Here is a 19,515-nt window from a genome sequence, read left to right as displayed (position 1 = left end):
TTATGTATTCAAAGTTCCTCTCGCCACAAAGGTGCAACATGTTTTCTCTTTTCCGCAACGCCGGTGCTGCAGCCGGCCTGTCCCCCCGCGAAGCCGTTGAAAAGGCAGCTGCAGGCGACATGATCATCATCGACGTCCGTGACCCAATGGAAGTTCGCATGTCGGGTATGGCCGATGGTGCAATGAACATCCCTCTGGCCGCATTCCAAATGCGCGTTGATCCGCGCAGCCCAGAATGCGTCGAAGGCCTCGCTACTGACAAATGCATCGGCGTTTACTGCGCATCTGGCGCACGGTCGTCGATGGCAAAGCAGGTGCTCGAGAACCTCGGCTATCAAGATGTCCACAACATCGGTGGCTTTGGTCACTGGGTTCAAGCAGGCGGCCCCGTCGCAAAGTAATTCCCCCTCCCTTCTGAAAACAAAAAAGGCGCGGAGTGATCCGCGCCTTTTCTCTATCTATGTCACTTTGATCATATGTGGATCGCGCGTCCAAAGGCGGACAGAACGCTTTCGTGCATCATTTCCGACAATGTCGGGTGCGGGAACACGGTTTCCATCAGGTCTTGTTCAGTGGTCTCAAGTTGGCGACCGATAACGTAACCTTGGATCATCTCGGTTACTTCAGCGCCAACCATGTGGGCGCCCAACAGTTCACCTGTTTTCGCATCGAATACAGTTTTGACAAAGCCTTCGGGTTCACCGAGCGCAATCGCCTTACCATTGCCTATAAAGGGGAATTTGCCGACTTTGACATCGTAGCCCGCTTCTTTGGCTTTGGCTTCGGTCAGACCGACACTTGCGACCTGCGGATGGCAGTAGGTGCATCCTGCGATGGTGTTTGGCTTGATCGGGTGAGCCTTAAGGCCAGCGGCCAGTTCCGCCACCATGACGCCCTCGTGAGATGCCTTGTGAGCGAGCCAAGGCGCACCAGCGATGTCACCAATCGCGTAGACGCCATCAACGCCCGTGCGGCAGTATTCATCGGTCACAACGTGAGTGCGGTCGATTTTCACGCCGATCTCTTCGAGGCCGAGGCCTTCGACGTTACCAACGATACCTACCGCAGAGATGACGGTATCGAATTCCTGCTGTTCAACTTTACCGCCCACTTCGATATGTGCGACGACTTTGCCCTTCGAACGATCGAGCTGTTTGACCATAGCTTTTTCCATGATCTTCATGCCCTGCTTCACGAACTGCTTTTTCGCGAATGCGCTGATTTCAGCGTCTTCGACAGGCAGAACGCGGTCCATGACCTCGACCACAGTCGTGTCAGCACCGAGCGTGTTATAGAAGCTCGCGAATTCGATGCCGATCGCACCAGAGCCAATAACGAGCAGTTTCTTTGGCATACGCGGCGGTGTCAGCGCGGTTTTATAGGTCCAAACCAGATCGCCGTCAGCCTCAAGTCCAGGAAGCTCACGCGCACGAGCGCCTGTCGCCACCACAATATGTTTCGCGGTCAGCTCTTCGACGCCTGCGTCCGTGGTGACCGAAACCTTGCCGTTGCCAGCCAGTTTCGCAGTACCCATGATCGAGGTGACTTTGTTCTTTTTGAACAGGGTCTTAATGCCGCCTTCCATCTGTTTGGAAACACCACGCGAGCGCTTCACCACAGCTTCGAGGTCGAAGTCAGCTTTTTCGACGGACAGACCGAATTCTTTGGCGCGGTGCATGAGGTGGAACACCTCAGCCGAGCGCAACATTGCCTTGGTCGGGATACAGCCCCAGTTGAGGCAAATGCCGCCCAGATGCTCGCGCTCCACGCAAGCCACGTTCAGACCGAGCTGCGCGCCGCGGATTGCAGCAACATAGCCACCCGGACCTGCGCCGATAACGATCATGTCAAAGTTCTTGGCGGCCATTCGTTTCTCCTCCGCTTTCAAATTAGTTTGACATTAAACTAATTTTTCACGCCGATCTAGCCACCCTGTGACATGGCAGATATCGCCTCTGCGCAAAGCAGAATTTTCCTATTATTTTCAGAATATTACGCCGCATCTAATACAGTAGCATAGCCACCACGGCGCATAAATTCGGCTTCTTCGCTGGTTGTTTCTCGTCCCAATGCCTCGTTCCGATAGGGGAACCGACCATATCGTTTGATGATCCAGCGGTGCGCAGCAGCGTGCCGCAGGTTGTCCGCACCCATCTTTGGCATCCGGTCCTTGAAACACGCCATACAGCGGTCCTGATCAACGAGGTTTTCCGAATGCATCAGCGGCAGGTAAAAGAATTGCCGTTCGGGTTCATCGATCTGCATGTCCCACCCCTGATCCATCGCCAGCTTTGCAGCCGCCCGCGCGTTAGGGTCGAGGAGGAACGACCGCGCATCGTTGCGGAACATATTGCGCGGGAATTGATCCGTGAGCAGGAGATAGGCATAGGCCCCTTCGGCATCGGTGAGCCAATGCCCCAACCCACCGTCTGCAGCCTCGTCCCAGAGGGACCGATACCGCTTGGTGATCGCATCATCGATGTCCGAGGACCCCGCATACCAGCCTTTAGGACCAATTTCGTTTCGCCAAAATTCGATCAGCGAGGCTATTTGGCTCATGACTGTGCCTCCTCTGCGTTTTGGTCCGCGTCGAGATAGACCTCTTGGGCCACTTCAAGCGCCACAGGCGTGGCCGATGGCATGATCGGCGCGTATTGGCTGGTGTCTTCGACCGAAATCGTCGACGACCGCCGTGTCATCCGCCAGAACGCATAGATCGAAAGACCGATCATCAGGATGCCCATGTAGCTCCAGTAGCCTTGCGCCCCCACGGTATCCATCGCCCAACCTACGATCAGCGGGCCAGAGATCGCGCCAAGGCCGTTGATGAACAAGAACCCACCAGAGGCCCCAGCCATGTCAGACCGATCAAGGAAGTCGTTCGCATAAGCCAATAAGAGCGCATAGAGCGGGTTCGCGGTACCCCCGACCAATGTCGAGCTGATCAAGAGCATCACGAAGCTACCGTTCACGACCGAGAGGAAAGCTCCGATCCCGCCGATCAGGGATAGAACCGCGATCAAAACCCGACGATCCATGCGGTCGGAAATCCAGCCGATCGGATATTGCAGGAACAAAGCCGCGACATAGACCGATGAAATCATCAAGGAGATTTGCGGCACGGTCAGCCCTGCGCGCGTCCCGAATACTGCCGCCATACCGAACTGTGCTGCGAATACGCCGCCCAAGAGGAACATCCCCATACAGGCCAAGGGTGACACTTCGATCAGGCGTCGAATGGACAGGGGTTTCGTGGTTTCAAACGCCGGTGTCGGGCGCACAGACAAAAGGATCGGCGCAAAAGACATAGACACGAGCACCGACGGAATAATGAAGAGGACAAAGCCGCCAATATCGCCCAAAAGAACGATATATTGAGCCAAAACGATGCCACCCATCTGAACGATCATGTAAAGCGACAGCGCCTTGCCACGATTTTCGTTATCGGTCCCGTCGTTCAGCCAGCTTTCAGCCGTCACATAAACGCCACAGAAACAGAAGCCGATCAGCAGGCGGCCCAGCACCCACGCCCATGGCTCGGTCAGGGCGGGATAGAGGATCAAAATAGCAGAGATCGTAGAGCCCAGCGCGGCGAACACGCGGATATGACCGACACGACGGATCAGCTCTGGCACAGCACGCGACGCGAACAAGAAGCCGAGGAAGTAAGCGGACATCACGACGGACATCTCGAACGTCGAGAACCCTTCCATTTCACCGCGCAGACCCAGCAACGTCCCCTGAAGGCCGTTGCCGATCATAAGCATGAACACACCAAGAAGGAGCGCCCATGATCTGCTAAGTACCTGAATCATCGCTTTCCCTCATTCACTCAGAATTTCAGGACAGCATACCGATTGTACATGTCGCGTCTATGAAAGACCGATGAAAGAACTGTTACGTTCTCTGACTTTATGCATCTGGGATCAAAAGCGAGGCATCGCCGTAGCTGAAGAACCGATAGCCGTTTGCAATCGCATGATCATAGATCGTTCGGATTTCATCTACGCCAATCAACGCAGAGACGAGCATCATCAACGTTGATTTCGGCAAATGGAAATTTGTCATCAGCGCGTCAGCGATGCGAAATTTGAAACCGGGCGTAATAAAGATATCCGTTGCCCCATCCCAAGCCGCAATACCATCGTCGGTCGCGGCGCTTTCGATCAGTCGAAGTGCAGTGGTGCCGACGGGAATAACCCGTCCGCCCGCAGCTTTGGTCGCGTTGATCTCTTCTGCGGCTTTCGCAGTTACAATCCCGCGCTCTGCATGCATCTTGTGGTCGCGAATGTCATCGACTTTGACGGGGAGGAAGGTCCCTGCCCCAACGTGCAGGGTGACATAGGTAAACTCGACCCCTTTGGCCTTGAGCCGCTCCAAGAGCTCATCATCGAAATGCAACGACGCGGTTGGGGCCGCGACCGCCCCAGTGTTGCGCGCCCAAACGGTTTGATAGTCTTCTTTATCTTGTTCGTCAGGAGCCCGAAGCGCCGCGATATAGGGCGGCAATGGCATCGCACCCGCATTGGCTAAGGCGTCATCGAAATCGTCGCCCGTAAGGTTGAACCGAACGCGCGCGTGCCCGTCCATGCGATCAACAACCGTTGCCGTCAGGCGGTCAGAGAACACGATATCCTCGCCGTCTTTGACCTTTTTCAACGGTTTGATCAGCGCACCCCATGTCCCATCAGCCTTTGGCTCTAGCAGGGTCACTTCGATCTGTGCCGATACGTGGCCTTGGGCGCTATCGCGATGCCGCAGACCAGAGAGCCTCGCAGGGATCACGCGGGTATCGTTCAGCACCAAACGGTCGCCTGCCAGCAAAACGTCGACGAGGTCGGTCACGCGCAGATCGCTGATCTCGCGGCCCTTAGCCAATAGCAGCCGTGCTGACGACCGAGGCTTAGCAGGGCGTGTGGCAATCAGGCTTTCGGGCAGGTCAAAATCGAAATCGCTTAGCTTCACAGTGCGTTGGTCCTATTGGCTTAGTTGGGGCGGTGGTCGACGGAATATATTGCGGAACATCCCCGGTGTCAGGGCTGACAGAGGATTTACAGAAATTCGTTGCGCCCCTTTAGTCCCCCGCAGCGTATAATTGAAGCCAAAGAGACCCTCACCCGGTCGGGTCAGCACCGCACCAATGCCGTTCAGAAGGTAAACAGGGGAAATCACGCCCTGAAAATTCATCTCGCTCTGGGCAATGTCATAGGCCCCATCGAGCGAAATTCCCAAACCTGGGCCAACGGCGCTAGACTCCGTGACGATGATCTGATCAGGCGTCAATCTGAACGTTGCATCCACATCCGCAAAGGTCAGCCCCTGCCCGTTCATCTGCTGCAACAAGCCAACAACACTGATCGCATCTAGCAAGGCTGCAAGTGTCGGCGCCTGACGCACCTGAAGGTTCTTGATCGTTAGAACACCGTCATAAGTGCCCTCTGTGCCCGTTGGGGTCAGGATCATCTCCAGCGCGTCACCATGTGCGTTGTCGAGCAGCCCCATGGCTTGAGCAACAACGCCACCATTGTCGGACAAAATTCGCACCGCAGGGCCAGACGCGGTCGTTTCCAACCGCCCCCGCACGGGCGCAATGTCATTCAAGACGCCTGTAAAGCTTCCATGAAAACCACCCTCGTCCGAGAATTCACCTCGGAAGCTGCTAAGGTAAATACCATCGCTGATCGTCAGGCGGTCCAGTTGAGCCATGAGCGCACCCGCATTCGCCCCGCCAGCGGTTTTAGCGCCCCGCAAATCAAAACGACCATTTGTGACTTGGGTATCAGGGGCACGACCCTCGCCGCGTCCGATAAGCTCAACCGCACCTTCGAACCAAGTCCCGATTGTGACCTCGCCGAAATCGGCTCGCTCCATTGTGCCATCTGTATTCAGCGTCATCGCACCGTCTGCACTAAACCCAACCCCACGAATACGCAGCGCGTCGATCTGCGGCGGATTGGACAGTCGGCCCGAAACTGAAAACTCGCCCGATTGACCCGCAGGTTTCACCCAACCGACAGAGGGCAACGACACCTCCGCCCCGATCATATCCGAGGACAGCGAAAACGCAGGCGACGTATCCCGTTCCAAATCGATCCGTAGATCGGCCATTGTGGAGCCGCGCACCGTATTTGCGGGGAGATTGATGTTGAACTGAGACAAGAAGGTCGGCGAAACTTCGACCTGCCCGACCACCGTGCTGACCTTTGGCGCGTCACGACCCAACGCTTGGCTCCACTCCACGGTTAGAGGCACCTGTCCGACCTGCGCGTTGCCCAACACCGTAATGCCCGAGTTGTTCACATCAACACTGGCCTGAGCCGCCGTGAGCCGCTGCCCCGGGACCAACGTATCTGACCGAAGGTTCCGCAATGTGTAGTCGGACTGAAACTGCAGGCTGTTTGGCGGCATCGGATTGATCAGCGGCACCACAAGCTCTGTCACACCGACTGCGCGTGCATCAGCCAAAGTCACGGGCTGCCCCGCTTTGGTCAGAAATTCGAACGGCGGCTGGTCCAAAAAAGACAGCGCTGCCGTTAGCGTGCTATCGGTGCGGATCGTGAAATGTCCGTCGTTTCCTTTGATCCGCACGTCATCGATTTGCATGACAGTGCCTGACAGGTCAATCGATCCCCCTTGTGGCGGTGTGGTCGTCCCTTGATCGAGCATGATCGCCAAACGATTATCCGCGATCGAAACAAAACCCGCAGCATCGTCAATATACGGGAGTTTCGGTGTCGGTCTGAAACGGGCCCCGTCAAAGCTCGCCGTCGTTGCAATGACAGGCGGATGGTTGGCCACAATCCGTAAGCCGACAGTCGCATCACGAATCCAACCATCCGTGAGGTTCTCCGCAAACCAACGGCGGGTGTCTGGTTTCACTTCCTCAGGCCAAAGCGGCATGAAATCAGGGATATGGAGTGCCGCCGCAGAAGCATCAACCGCCACGCCCCAACCTTTGGAGTCCGCCGTGATCCGGCCGCTGGCATGGATATCTTGATCAGACAGTCGTAGGTCGACCGATCCGATATCGATGGCAAATGGCGATAGTGTCATCCGCATCACCGCAGAGGCCGCGTCAATCGTTTGCGGCTCATCAAACATGCCATCTGGGTTCAAGGCGATATCGCGCAGACTGAATTGGCCTTCGAACGACTCTGGCCATCCGCCGTCGTTCCAATTGCGCAAAAACGCTTGGCCAGAAGCGGACATGGTGCCCCAATCTGTATCCAGTTCCGCACGATCAAACGACACTCTGCCCTGTAACGGCAAATACGACAGATATGCCCGCGCATAGCGCAACGGGATCGGACGGGCTTCGGGTGTTGGCTGGATCAAACCGTCAGTGAGTTCGAGCGACGCATAGACAGGACCTAACCCACCCTCATCATCAATGCTGGCCCGAAGTGACGCGTTCACAGGCGCATCAAGCACCGACAACCACCCCAAAGCTGGCGTCTGAACGGCAAGGTCGCGGGCGATGCCATTTCGGACCGTAAACCCCATACTGGCCGCGCGGCGATTGTCAGGGCTGTCAAAGAACAGTGAAACATCCGTCACAAAAGGACGCCCCGACAAAAGCGAGAACGCCCCGCGCAATGAGGTCACGCCGCTCGATAAGTCCAAGGTCACAACGCCACCGTCGACCGTCCAGCTTTGGTTTGCGCGGGCATCAGAATAGTTGACAATCAGCCCCTCCGCCCGCACCAGTTCCAGCGCGTCGAGAGCAGGCCCAGCAAGAACAGCGTCAATATCATCTAGCAATTCAACAAAGTTATCAGCCTGTCCAACGGCAGCGCCATTCGTCTCGAACGATAGGGCGACGGAACCATCAGCTGCCCGCAAGAACCCAACCTGAGCCCCAGAGACAATCACCTCTTGGACAAGGACTTCACGCCTGAACAGCAATCCACGCGGGGAAATCAGCGCGTCAACGGAGGGCAAACGTGCGAGCGTCACATCATCCGCATCCCGCAATACCGCATTGGACAGTCGCGCACGCAGGTGCAGGTCGCGCCCAACGTTCAAACGAATTTCGCCGAACTCCAACGACCCACCGTTGAGCATCTGCGTCGCACTGGACTCTAGCCGGGTCTGCAACCACTGGGGCGCGCGGACATCTCGGTCGATAAGAAGAACGCCGGCCACAATGGCAAAGACCACAGGCACCGCCAACAATATTGCAAGCCCGCGCACGACAGAGCGCCAAACCGGCTTCACCTTTGGTTTGGTAGACGTGTTTTCCTCTGCCTCAGACATCCTTGGCCGATGGCCCCTTTTATTTGTGGTGTTCTGCTCTAGAACACAGATTGCCACGCGCTGCTGCGCATTTCAAAACCAATCGGAGGATAAAATGAGCCAATCGCGCCCCGACATCGGTGATATTGCCCCTCACGTAACCTTGCCCCGCGATGGCGGCAATAGCGTCAGCTTGTCAGACTTTCGCGGAAAACCTGTCGTCCTCTATTTCTACCCCAAGGATGACACGCCCGGCTGCACAAAAGAAGCCATCGGCTTTACCGAGATGGTTGATGCCTTTGACGCGGCTGGCGCCGTCATTCTGGGCGTCTCCAAAGACACTGTCGCAAAACATGAAAAGTTCAGCGCCAAACATGGGCTGAAAATCGCGCTCCTGTCCGATGCAGAAGGCGATGTGTGCGAACGCTATGGCGTGTGGGTTGAAAAGAACATGTATGGCAAGACCTACATGGGCATTGAACGCGCAACGTTCCTGATCGGCGCGGATGGCAAAATTGCGCGCGTCTGGAACAAGGTCAAAGTTGCGGGTCATGTCGAGGAAGTTCTCGAGGCTGTTAAGGCGCTTTGACAGAGCAACCTCTGCCCTTGACCTCTTGGGCAGAGGAAGGCACCTCTGCCCTATGATCGATCGACAGGGTGACCAATGAAACCACTTGCGCAGATGGCTTGCGACGTGCTGACCACGGCAGATGGCCATGAAAAGACCGCGCTCTCGCGCCGCTATGCGGCAGAGTGGTTTGAGGCGCGCGCCCAAGGTCTCGTGCCCGAGATTGGCACGGCCTCCCCGCCCATGCGGCCTGCACGCCCCGAAAAGCCTGACCTGCTGGACCCACGAGATGTGCCGCGCCGCAAGCCCGGTTCGCCAGAAGGTCGCATCGCGATGCTTCATGCGGTGGCCCATATCGAACTGAACGCAGTTGACTTGCATTGGGACATCATCGCGCGGTTCACCGATACCAAAATGCCGATTGGTTTCTATGACGACTGGGTAAAGTCCGCCGACGAAGAATCCAAACATTTCAACCTGATCTGCGACCGACTTCACGCAGAAGGCAGCCATTACGGTGACTGTCCTGCGCACGCTGGCATGTGGCAATCCGCCGAAGAAACCGCAGACGACCTGATGGGGCGGTTGGCGGTCGTTCCAATGGTGCTCGAGGCGCGTGGGCTAGATGTGACCCCCGGCATGATCGGACTGTTCAAACAGGCCAAAGATCACGCAACTGTTGAGGCGTTGAACGTTATCTACGCCGAAGAAGTCCATCACGTGGCCTATGGGTCAAAGTGGTTTCACTTCCTTTGTGGTCGTCACGACCTCGACCCTAAGGTTGCGTTCCACACTTTGGTTCAGCGATATTTTCACGGTGCCCTCAAGCCCCCTTTCAACGAAGAAAAACGGGCCGAGGCTGGATTGCCGCCAGATTTTTATTGGCCCCTTGCAGAAGAAACGCCCGATCGCACCGCTCGCGCATCGGGAATTTAGGCAAAAAACCGCGCACAACCCCATGAAAGCGCGTCAATTTGTGCAAAATTGCGCAAAAGCGTTGCACCACGACTCCCTGCCCGCTAACACCGTCCGCATAGATAGGTTGGGACCCTGTCTGTATGGGTTGGGACAGAACAAGGACGACGATCTTGCGCTCTCGAATGATGGCCAGATTGCACGCAGCGCTTGAAAAGCGTTTTCCAGAACGGCGGCTGTTTTTACGCTCTGACACCGAAACGCGGTTCATTCGCCTTCGGTCAGAGATGCAGCTTTTCGTTTGGACCGCTGGCGCAATGGTGCTCGCTTGGACGATTATCGCTACTGCAATCGTAATGATGGACAGCATTGGCGCGGGAAACTTCCGCGATCAAGCCCGTCGCGATCAGATCGAATACGAAACCCGCCTTCAGGCTCTTGTAACCGAACGTGACCGCCGCGCCGAAGAGGCCGCAGCAGCGCAAGCACGGTTTAGCTCTGCCCTCGCGCAGATTTCGGTGATGCAGACAGAATTGCTAAATTCTGAGGACCGTCGTCGTGAATTGGAAACAGGCATTGAGGTGATTCAGTCCACCCTGCGCCGCACTATGAACCAACGTCAGGATCTATCGCAGCGCATCACCGCGCTTGAAGCGGCCGTTCAGAATGGCACGTCGGTAGCTGGCGCAACAGGCAGCGTCTCGAACGAAGCGCTCGACCTTCTGGCATCGGCATTGGCTGACACCGCAGCAGAGCGTGACCAGATTGAGGCGGACGCACAGAGCGCTATCGATCGCGCGGCAGAGTTGGAACTGGACCTGCGCCTCATGGAAGAGCGCAACGACGAGATTTTCCGCCAACTCGAAGAAGCTATGATGGTGTCTGTTGAGCCGCTCGACAATATGTTCCGTGCGGCCGGCCTGAACACCGACACACTATTGGATCAAGTGCGTCGCGGGTATTCGGGCACCGGTGGTCCGCTCACCCCGCTGCAGTTCTCGACCAATGGCGGCGAAGCTGACCCTGACACGGCGCGGGCAAACGAACTGCTATCGTCGATGGACCGCATCAACCTCTACCGTATTGCCGCCGAGCGCGCGCCGTTCTCTATGCCTGTGCGGGATAACTTCCGCTTTACGTCGGGCTACGGGATGCGCTGGGGTCGTATGCACTATGGCACCGACTTTGCTGGTCCCGTCGGCACTCCGATCTACGCAACCGCTGACGGCGTAATCACTCACGCGGGATGGTCGTCGGGTTATGGGCGCCTTGTTAAAATCCAACACGAGTTCGGAATCGAAACACGTTACGGTCACTTGAACGCGATCCGCGTCCAAGAAGGTCAAAGAGTCTCGCGCGGGGACCGTATTGGTGATATGGGGAACTCCGGACGTTCAACCGGACCTCACCTTCACTACGAGGTTCGCGTCGGCGGCGAAGCAATCAATCCGATGATCTACATAAGAGCTGGACAAGATGTTTTCTAAGAGCAAAATCAACGAACCGGGTCCGAAAGCGACCGAAACCGCAGCACAAACTTCGGTGCCTGCGCCGGCTTCTGCGCCAAAGATGGACATGCCTGTTTCCAAGCCCAAAGCACCGGCTTCGATTCTGTCGTCTGACCTGCATGTTAAGGGTAACCTGAAAACCACTGGCGACATTCAAGTCGAAGGTCAGGTCGACGGCGATATCCGTGCGCACCTTCTGACCGTTGGAGAAACCGCAACGATCCGTGGTGAAGTGGTTGCTGACGACGTTGTTATCAATGGCCGCGTAATCGGTCGTGTTCGTGGCCTAAAAGTGCGCCTGACTTCGTCGGCACGCGTCGAAGGCGATATCATCCACAAAACCATCGCAATCGAATCTGGCGCGCACTTTGAAGGCTCGGTTCAGCGTCAGGACGACCCACTGTCGACCAGTGGTGCTGCAAAACCTAAAATGCCAGCTGCTCCAGCTGCCAAAGACGCTGAGTAATCAGCTGTTTCATGGAATGACAAAGGGCGCCCTTGGGCGCCCTTTTTGCGTTAGACGGGATCGTAGAGGACCCGCCGATAGAGATGCCATGTGGCGTGCCCCAACACAGGCAGAACCACCATCAGCCCCAAAAACGCGGGGGCGAGCGCGATCAAACTAAGGATCGCGATCATCGCAGCCCAGATCAGCATGACGATGAGGTTCGAAGCAACAGTCCGAATCGACAACAGCATGGCCGTGATGAAATCGATCTCTTTTTCGAGAAGGAGCGGCAGGCTGACGACGGTCATCGCAAACAGCAGGAACGCGAGAACCGCGCCAACAATCAGTTCGAGCCCGATCATCCGCAAGCCCTCTGCGGTCAAAAACACATCAAAGCTCGTCATCACGTTGCGCATCGCCGACAGCCCCATCGTCAGCGCAAAGAGCATATGAGCGAGGAAAGTCCAGAACAGAAAGTAGATCACAATGATCGCGCCCATCCACGGGATTTGGCGGGTGCGTTCCTGCCAGACCACACCAAGAACGTCTCTCCAAATCAGGGGCTGTCCATTTTCCAAACGCCGAGACACTTCATAGAGGCCGACCGCCGCAAAAGGTGCTGCCAGCGGAAAGCCAAGTGAGGTGGCCAGAACCCAACTCACGTGCCCTGCCCCAAGAGTGATGAGGCCAAAACCGATCACTACATAGACAGCAGAAAAGAACAGGCCGAACTGCGGTGCGCGGCGAAAATCGTAGATCCCCGCTTTGAGCGCCGCGAAAATATCAGCCATACCAAGGGTCCCGATCAACGGGATCTGTGATGGAGGTGGTGTGTCTACAGTTTGCGTCATTAATGGTCCTCTCCCCTTGACCTTATGTCAAAGGCTAAGGGGTGAGACGCAAGTCGCAAAGTAGTATTTATGATATGGAATTAAGGGGATGACCCTTAGTCGTCGGCATTGGCCTCTGCGCGGGATTTACCCGATGCACCATGCGCAAGCGTTGCCGCCATCAGACCATCCAGCGCACCATCAAGCACGCCTTGGGTATCCGAGGTCTCGTATCCAGTGCGAAGGTCTTTGACCATCTGATAGGGCTGCAGGACGTACGACCGAATTTGGTTGCCCCAACCCGCGTCACCTTTGGCTTCATGGGCCGCGTTGATGTCGGCGTTACGGCGATCCAACTCCATCTGATACAGACGGGATTTCAGCGCTTTCATGGCGATATCACGGTTCTGGTGCTGCGACTTTTCCGACGAGGTCGTCACGATGCCCGTAGGCAAGTGGGTGATACGCACCGCAGAGTCCGTGGTGTTCACGTGCTGACCGCCCGCACCAGACGAACGGTAGGTGTCGATGCGGATGTCGTTCGGTTTGACTTCGATTTCGATATTGTCGTCCACAACAGGGTACACCCAAACGGACGAGAACGAGGTGTGACGACGCGCAGCGGAATCATAGGGCGAAATGCGAACCAGACGGTGCACGCCCGATTCTGATTTCAGCCAGCCATAGGCATTGGGTCCGCTTATCTTGTAGGCAGCCGATTTAATGCCAGCTTCTTCGCCCGGGCTTTCGGATTGAAGTTCGACCTTGTAGCCCTTCTTTTCCGCCCAACGCACATACATGCGTGCAAGGATCGATGCCCAGTCACAGGATTCCGTGCCGCCTGCGCCAGAGTTTATTTCAAGGAAGGTATCGTTGCCGTCCGCCTCACCGTCCAAAAGCGCTTCGAGCTCTTTTTCAGCGGCGCGCACTTTCAGGTCCTTCAGCGCGTCCTCGGCCTCTTTTACGACATCGGCGTCATCTTCCATTTCGCCCAGTTCGATGAGTTCGAGGTTATCCGAGAGGTCCTGTTTGATCGCTCGCAGACCAGCGATCTGATCCACCAACATCTGACGTTCACGCATCAGTTTTTGCGCACCTTCTGGATCGTCCCAAAGGGTCGGGTCCTCAACGCGGGCATTGAATTCTTCCAAACGGTATTCCGCAGTTTCCCAGTCCATCCGCTGAGCAAGAAGGTCGATCGATTTCTCGATGGCGTTCACAATGTTCTGCGTTTCGGCGCGCATGGGTCAACTCGTCTGTCTTAGGGTCAGGGCGACAGGCCCCGACGGATTAGGTCGCGTCATAGCCCTTGCCAGCGGCACGGGCAAGTCAGTGTCAGTAAAGTCCACCCGACGACAACGTCCCAAAGGACGCATTCGGGCCAACGGTCGCGGTATTGCCGTCCGAAGTTGTCACGTTGCGGGTCTGCTGCTGCACCTCTTCAAAGAGCGGAAGATCAGCCGACATTGCAAAACCACCATCGAACATCACACCAAAGATCGGCTCTTCGCCAACGCGGAAACACTCTGCGATCACGTTCGGGCCTTCTGCACCTTCGGGCAAACGGGCGCCCGTAAAGCGGTCGATGTTGATGAATTGACAGTCCTCAGGCACCTTAAAGCGGCCACCACCGAACTCTTGGATCGCTTGTTCCATAAAGCGTTGGAACACAGGACCACAGATCGAACCACCATAAGCGCCACGGCCCAACGGTGTCGGACTATCATAACCGATATAGCAACCAGCCGCGATATTGGACGAGAACCCCACGAACCAAACATCTTTGGCGTCATTGGTCGTCCCTGTCTTACCAGCAATCGGCACAGGCAGGTTGATCACGCTCGACGCTGTGCCGCGTTTAACCACACCTTCCATCATCGAAGTCAGCTGATACGCCGTCACAGCGTTCATGATACGGTCGCGGTTCGATAAGATCGTCGGCCCCTGCCCTGACGGCAATGACGCCTCACCACAATCGAGGCATGTACGGGCGTCATGGCGGTAAACGGTGTTGCCAAAACGGTCCTGAACACGGTCAACGAGCGTTGGCTCAACCCGTTCGCCACCGTTCGCAAACATCGAATAGGCAGCGACGAGCTTGAACAGCGTTGTTTCTTCGGACCCAAGCGAGGCCGAGAGATACTGGTTCATGTTCTCATAGACACCGAAACGTTCGGCATATTCCGCGACAACATCCATCCCCACCTCTTGGGCAAGACGAATGGTCATAAGGTTACGCGATTGTTCGATCCCCGTGCGAAGCGGTGTCGGACCGTAGAATTGGTTAGACGAGTTCTGCGGACGCCAGAGACCTTGAGGCGTGTTGATCTCAATCGGTGCGTCGACAACGATCGTTGCGGGCGAGTAGCCACTATCAAGAGCCGCCGCATAGACGAAGGGTTTAAAGGCAGAACCTGGTTGGCGACGGGCTTGGGTGGCGCGGTTCAACTCGGTTGACTGATAACTGAACCCGCCCTGCATCGACAAAACGCGGCCCGTGTTCACGTCCATCGCCATGAAGGCACCCTGCACTTTGGGCACCTGACGAAGCGTCCAACGGATAAACGACCCATCGGCGTCAGCAGTCATACGGCGGACGTGAACCACGTCGCCGACGTCGAAATTGTCAAAGAAGTTGCCGCGAATCCAATCGATGTCAGCGCGCGGAACCACCTGCGGTTCGGCGTCTGACGTCGGAACGCCTTCGATCCCGATACGCAATTGTTGATCTTCAACAGCCAGAACGACTGCGGGATACCAATGGCTCACCAGTTCGATATCACGCGGGACGGTGACATCGGCCAGTGCGGCACGCCAATCATCTTCGCTCCCCAGTGCATCAGCGGGCACGGTTTTTCCTGTGCCATTCCAGATACCTAGATTTCGGTCGTATTCTTCCAACGCACGCTGGAGCGATTGCTCTGCAACGGTCTGGAGGTCGGGATCAACGGTCGCGCGGATTGACAGACCACCCGAAAAGAACTCGTCCTCACCGAAGTTTCGGCTCAGCTGACGGCGAATTTCATCTGTAAAGTAGTTGCGCGGTGGTAGCTGCGAACGGAAGCTTTCGTAATCGCCCGACTGCACCGTGCGCAGCGGCAGCGCCTGCTCGGCCTCTGCAACCGCTTGAGTGATATACCCATCCTCGGCCAAGCGACGAAGAACATAGTTCCGACGAGCAACCGCATCGTCATACTGGCGCACGGGATGCAAGTTACCCGGACGCTGTGCCAGAGCAGCGAGATATGCAGCCTCACCCGGTGACAGGTCCGCCAGCGGTTTGTTGAAATAGGTTTGTGCCGCAGCCGCGACCCCATACGAGTTCTGACCAAGGAAGATTTCGTTTAGATAGAGTTCGAGGATGCGGCTCTTGTCCATCACCCGCTCAATCCGCGTTGCAAGGATCAGTTCGCGGATTTTACGTTCTGCCGTGCGGTCGGACGATAAAAGGAAGTTCTTCATCACCTGCTGGGTGATCGTCGACGCACCGCGTACCTCACCGCCACGGGATTTAATCGCTTCGACAGCAGCCGCTGCAATACCGCGGATGTCATAACCCGGATGAGTGAAAAAATTCTGATCTTCCGCCGACACAAAAGCGTATTGAACCAGCGGCGGGATCTCATCAAAGGGAGTAAACAGACGGCGTTCTACGGCAAATTCGTCGATGATCTGACCTTCGCCCGAATACACACGGCTAATCGTTTTGGGTGTGTATTGCGACAGAGTTTCATAAGACGGTAAATCGCGGCCATAGAATGTGAAAATCGCGCCGAGCATCAGCGCGAACATCACAAGACCAAGCGTGACCATCGTAAAGATAGCCCCGAAGAACGACATGATAAATCGCAGCACGCGTTTGACCCCTTTGGTTGGTGCGCCGCTTATAGGGCGGGTCGCGGGTCAGGTCAAAACCGCAAGCACCACTTTCGGCATGAAAACGCCGCTTTCGCATAGGTTTGAACAGTAGGGATTGCCCCTTGGCGATCCACGGACCAAATCAGCCGCATGAGCACGCCAGAAAGCATCCTTGCCACCTACGACCGAGTCGGCCCTGCTTGGGCCACATCCCGCGACCGCCGTTTGACAGAACGCCGCTGGTTGGACCGAATGATTGCGGTTGCGCCCCATGATCGCGGCAAACGCCGTGTCTTGGACTTGGGATGCGGTTCAGGGCGTCCGATCGCGGAATACCTCATTGATCGTGGCATCGCTGTAACTGGTGTTGACGGGGCAGAGAGCATGATCGCCCTGTTCCAATCTAACTTACCCAACGCCCGTTCCGTTCGTGCCGATATGCGTAGACTTGATCTGGGCGAGAAATTTGATGCGATCCTCGCGTGGGATAGTTTCTTTCACCTTTCCCCCGCAGATCAACGCGCCATGTTCGCAGTTTTTGCAGCCCATGCCGCCGACAACGCGGCCTTGATGTTCACCAGTGGGCCTGATGAAGGCGTCTCAATCGGATCAGTCGAAGGCACCCCAATCTACCACGCCTCTTTGTCCGAGGCGGGATATCGCCACGAACTCGAAGCAGCAGGCTTTACCGTTGTCGCGCACAAGGCCGAAGACCCCGACTGCGGCGATCGCACGGTGTGGCTCGCTCGGTTTACTGGCGTCTAAGCGCGTCTTTTGCAGCCTCGGAATTGGCCCAACGCTGAACGGCGAGGACAATCCCCGCAACGACCCGAGCCCGCCCTTCGGCAGAACGTAGCGCCTCACGGTCATGCGGGTTCGACAGGAACCCGACCTCAACCAAAGCCGACGGGAAATCCGCTGCGTTCAAAACGGCCAAGAGCGCCTCGCGACGCGGCGTGCTGTTCACACGTGCATTCGTATCCATCAGCGCCTGAACCAACGCATCCGCTAAGGTATCGCTCTGCGGCGCGGTTTCCGTGCGAGCAAGGTCCATCAGCACCGTCGCGACCGTATCGTCTTGGCCCGTCAAATCCAAACCGGCCAAGAGATCCCCACGGTCATGACGCTCTGCCATGCGCAAGGATGCGTCCTCTTGAGCCTGATCACTGAGGGTATAGACCGATGCGCCTGAGGTAATCTCATCCCCATCCAAAGCATCGGCATGGAGCGACAACAGCACATCCGCACCTGACCTGCGGGCAATGGAAATCCGTTCCTCGAGCGGCACAAAAACATCCGTCTGGCGGGTCAGCACGGCGCGCATCCCCTCCATCCGGTTCATCGTTTGCGCCACTTCGACAGCGAGTTGCAGCATGAGGTCCGCCTCGCGCAGGCCATCTCGTTCGGCACCGGGGTCAATGCCACCATGCCCGGGGTCGATCACAACGGTCAGGATACCATCATCGACCGTCGCGACAGGCGGCGCAGTAGGATCTACGGTATTCAGCATATCCCAACCTGGATCGCTGGGCGCACCTGCGGCGGCGGCATAGTCCGCGTCTGAGCTCGGCGACAAGTTCACCGTCAGTCGCGCCGTCCCGTCGACCGTGTTCACCTGCATCCCTGCTTGGCTCACGATCATGGCGTCGGACAGATCTACCACCATCCGTGACCACCCTGGACGCAGCGCTCCAAACCGAAGGTCGCTCACGCGGTCCGATTGATCCAAGGTCGCTTTGTCCGCGCCTCGCCAGTCAATCTCGCGAAAGTCCAGAACCAGTCGACGCGGGTCATCTAGCGTAAACACGCGCCACGGCACAGGCTGCGACAGGAACAAATCGACCGTTGTTTTGCCCCACGAATCCTCGATCACCGAATGGGTCACATCCAGCCGCGCCAGACCCGTAAAGTCCTGCGCCTGCGATGCCATTCCCACACATGCCAGAACCGCTGCCCCCACGATGCGGATCATGACCGACGGTCCTCCATGAATTTGGTGAGCCTGCGTAGCCCTTCTTCGATATCGGGAGTTGAACGGGCATATGAGAACCGCAGCCAATGTTTGCCGTTCACCGTGTCAAAATCCAAGCCCGGGGTCACCGCAACGCCAGCTTTATCAAGGATTTCCGCAGCAAAGCTCAGGCTATCATCGGTGTATTCGGAAACATCAGCGTAAACATAGAACGCACCATCAGGCGGGGCGATCTTGGTAAAGCCTGCCTTGGGCAGACCTTCAATCATCAGCTCACGATTGCGAGCGTAACTTGCGACATTGCCATCCAGTTCCTCTTTGCAATCCATAGCATAGAGCGCGAGCCGTTGCGCCGCGTGGCTCGGGCAAATGAACTGATTCTGTGCAATGCGTTCCACGACGCGAACGTGGTCTTCGGGCACGACCATCCAACCCACGCGCCAGCCCGTCATGCTGAAGTATTTGCTGAACGAATTGATGACATAGACCTCGTCGGTCACCGACGCTGCGGTGACGGGTTTAATGCCGTAGTCCAGCCCGTGGTAAATCTCGTCTGAGATGAACGCCGCATTGCGACCCGCGCAGGCTGCGGCAAGGTCGGTCAATTCACCCTGCCCCAACATGGTGCCCGTCGGGTTCGCAGGTGAGGCCACGATCAGACCTTGGAGATCGTAGTTCGCCACGTCCGCCGCGACAGGTTGGAACCGCGCCTCAAGCGTTGTCGGAATATCAACCGCGTTCAGGTCAAACGACCGAAGTATCTGGCGATAGGAGGGGTAACACGGCGCACCGAGACCAACGCGATCGCCCGTATCAAAGAGCGCGGTAAACGCCAGCAAGAACGCACCAGACGCCCCAGCGGTCACAACGATCCGTTCTGGGTTCATGTCGAGGTCATACCAATCACCGTAATGCTGCGCGATGCGCGCCCGCAGTTCTGGCATCCCCAGAGCCACCGTATATCCAAGCGGACCCTCAGCCATATCCCGCGCCAACCGATCCAGTGCCGCTTTGGGCGCACCCGTTCCCGGTTGTCCAACCTCCATATGGATGATGTGGCGCCCCTCGGCCTCGGCCTTGCGGGCGGATTCCATCACGTCCATCACGATAAAGGGATCAACGGCCCCGCGTCTTGAAACACGCATGTCATGCCTCTTATGGTCTATCTGCTCTGCCCCTGT

General features: G+C 56.8%; 16 protein-coding genes. 6 read left to right on the top strand and 10 right to left on the bottom strand.

The genetic code is table 11. From position 1 onward, the window contains the following. Positions 1-38 precede the first annotated feature (38 nt). On the top strand, positions 39-401 hold the full coding sequence (locus tag BSK21_RS05035; protein ID WP_067549032.1) for a rhodanese-like domain-containing protein: 363 nt from the start codon (positions 39-41) through the stop codon (positions 399-401). Positions 402-472: 71 nt separating this feature from the next. On the opposite strand, the gene lpdA is transcribed toward BSK21_RS05035, so the two are convergent. The 5 genes from lpdA to BSK21_RS05010 all read right to left on the bottom strand — a co-directional run bounded on the left by lpdA (position 473) and on the right by BSK21_RS05010 (position 8,256). After that, positions 473-1,867 carry a dihydrolipoyl dehydrogenase gene (gene lpdA / locus BSK21_RS05030; protein WP_067549035.1) on the bottom strand — a complete coding sequence of 465 codons (1,395 nt, stop codon included), beginning with the start codon at positions 1,865-1,867 and terminating at the stop codon, positions 473-475. 125 nt (positions 1,868-1,992) lie between these two features. Continuing rightward, positions 1,993-2,559 carry a DUF924 family protein gene (locus BSK21_RS05025; RefSeq protein WP_067549038.1) on the bottom strand — a complete coding sequence of 189 codons (567 nt, stop codon included), beginning with the start codon at positions 2,557-2,559 and terminating at the stop codon, positions 1,993-1,995. Then, positions 2,556-3,815: an MFS transporter gene (locus tag BSK21_RS05020; RefSeq protein ID WP_067549041.1), complete on the bottom strand. Its 1,260-nt coding sequence runs from the start codon at positions 3,813-3,815 to the stop codon at positions 2,556-2,558. Before BSK21_RS05020 ends, BSK21_RS05025 begins: the two co-directional genes overlap by 4 nt. A gap of 97 nt (positions 3,816-3,912) precedes the next feature. Beyond that, positions 3,913-4,965, bottom strand: a complete 1,053-nt coding sequence (gene queA / locus BSK21_RS05015; protein ID WP_067549044.1) for a tRNA preQ1(34) S-adenosylmethionine ribosyltransferase-isomerase QueA — start codon at positions 4,963-4,965, stop codon at positions 3,913-3,915. Between the two features lie 12 nt (positions 4,966-4,977). Beyond that, the gene (locus tag BSK21_RS05010) at positions 4,978-8,256 is read right to left on the bottom strand and encodes a DUF3971 domain-containing protein (RefSeq protein WP_067549048.1); all 3,279 of its coding nucleotides are present in this window, start codon (positions 8,254-8,256) and stop codon (positions 4,978-4,980) included. A gap of 94 nt (positions 8,257-8,350) precedes the next feature. On the opposite strand from BSK21_RS05010, the gene bcp reads away from it, so the two are divergent. The 4 genes from bcp to BSK21_RS04990 all read left to right on the top strand — a co-directional run bounded on the left by bcp (position 8,351) and on the right by BSK21_RS04990 (position 11,692). Then, a complete protein-coding gene (bcp, locus tag BSK21_RS05005) occupies positions 8,351-8,824 on the top strand; it encodes a thioredoxin-dependent thiol peroxidase (RefSeq protein WP_067549051.1) in 474 nt (157 codons plus the stop codon). A 75-nt stretch (positions 8,825-8,899) separates the two neighbouring features. After that, positions 8,900-9,739, top strand: a complete 840-nt coding sequence (locus BSK21_RS05000; protein ID WP_067549054.1) for a ferritin-like domain-containing protein — start codon at positions 8,900-8,902, stop codon at positions 9,737-9,739. A gap of 167 nt (positions 9,740-9,906) precedes the next feature. After that, positions 9,907-11,205 carry a M23 family metallopeptidase gene (locus tag BSK21_RS04995; RefSeq protein ID WP_067549709.1) on the top strand — a complete coding sequence of 433 codons (1,299 nt, stop codon included), beginning with the start codon at positions 9,907-9,909 and terminating at the stop codon, positions 11,203-11,205. Next, positions 11,195-11,692 carry a polymer-forming cytoskeletal protein gene (locus BSK21_RS04990; protein WP_067549057.1) on the top strand — a complete coding sequence of 166 codons (498 nt, stop codon included), beginning with the start codon at positions 11,195-11,197 and terminating at the stop codon, positions 11,690-11,692. The genes BSK21_RS04995 and BSK21_RS04990 overlap by 11 nt, the downstream gene beginning before the upstream one ends. A 50-nt stretch (positions 11,693-11,742) precedes the next feature. Here the strand turns inward: BSK21_RS04990 and BSK21_RS04985 are convergent, their stop codons facing one another. From BSK21_RS04985 to BSK21_RS04975, 3 genes are all read right to left on the bottom strand, one after another. Further along, complete coding sequence (locus BSK21_RS04985) at positions 11,743-12,465, bottom strand: DUF2189 domain-containing protein (protein WP_231924766.1); 723 nt, start codon at positions 12,463-12,465, stop codon at positions 11,743-11,745. Positions 12,466-12,620: 155 nt separating this feature from the next. Next, a complete protein-coding gene (gene prfB / locus BSK21_RS04980) occupies positions 12,621-13,748 on the bottom strand; it encodes a peptide chain release factor 2 (protein ID WP_067549063.1) in 1,128 nt (375 codons plus the stop codon). 91 nt (positions 13,749-13,839) lie between these two features. Next, complete coding sequence (locus BSK21_RS04975) at positions 13,840-16,359, bottom strand: penicillin-binding protein 1A (protein ID WP_067549066.1); 2,520 nt, start codon at positions 16,357-16,359, stop codon at positions 13,840-13,842. Between the two features lie 153 nt (positions 16,360-16,512). On the opposite strand from BSK21_RS04975, the gene BSK21_RS04970 reads away from it, so the two are divergent. Further along, positions 16,513-17,127: a class I SAM-dependent methyltransferase gene (locus tag BSK21_RS04970; protein ID WP_067549069.1), complete on the top strand. Its 615-nt coding sequence runs from the start codon at positions 16,513-16,515 to the stop codon at positions 17,125-17,127. On the opposite strand, the gene BSK21_RS04965 is transcribed toward BSK21_RS04970, so the two are convergent. After that, positions 17,114-18,334 carry an N-acetylmuramoyl-L-alanine amidase gene (locus BSK21_RS04965; protein ID WP_067549072.1) on the bottom strand — a complete coding sequence of 407 codons (1,221 nt, stop codon included), beginning with the start codon at positions 18,332-18,334 and terminating at the stop codon, positions 17,114-17,116. The genes BSK21_RS04970 and BSK21_RS04965 overlap by 14 nt on opposite strands. Next, positions 18,331-19,479: a pyridoxal phosphate-dependent aminotransferase gene (locus BSK21_RS04960; protein ID WP_067549075.1), complete on the bottom strand. Its 1,149-nt coding sequence runs from the start codon at positions 19,477-19,479 to the stop codon at positions 18,331-18,333. The genes BSK21_RS04965 and BSK21_RS04960 overlap by 4 nt, the downstream gene beginning before the upstream one ends. Positions 19,480-19,515: the final 36 nt, after the last annotated feature.

The organism is Marivivens sp. JLT3646, assembly GCF_001908835.1.
Classification (GTDB): Bacteria; Pseudomonadota; Alphaproteobacteria; order Rhodobacterales; family Rhodobacteraceae; genus Marivivens; species Marivivens geojensis.
The sequence above is the reverse complement of the archived record's forward strand: the minus strand, read 5'-3'. Positions and strand labels throughout refer to the sequence as shown.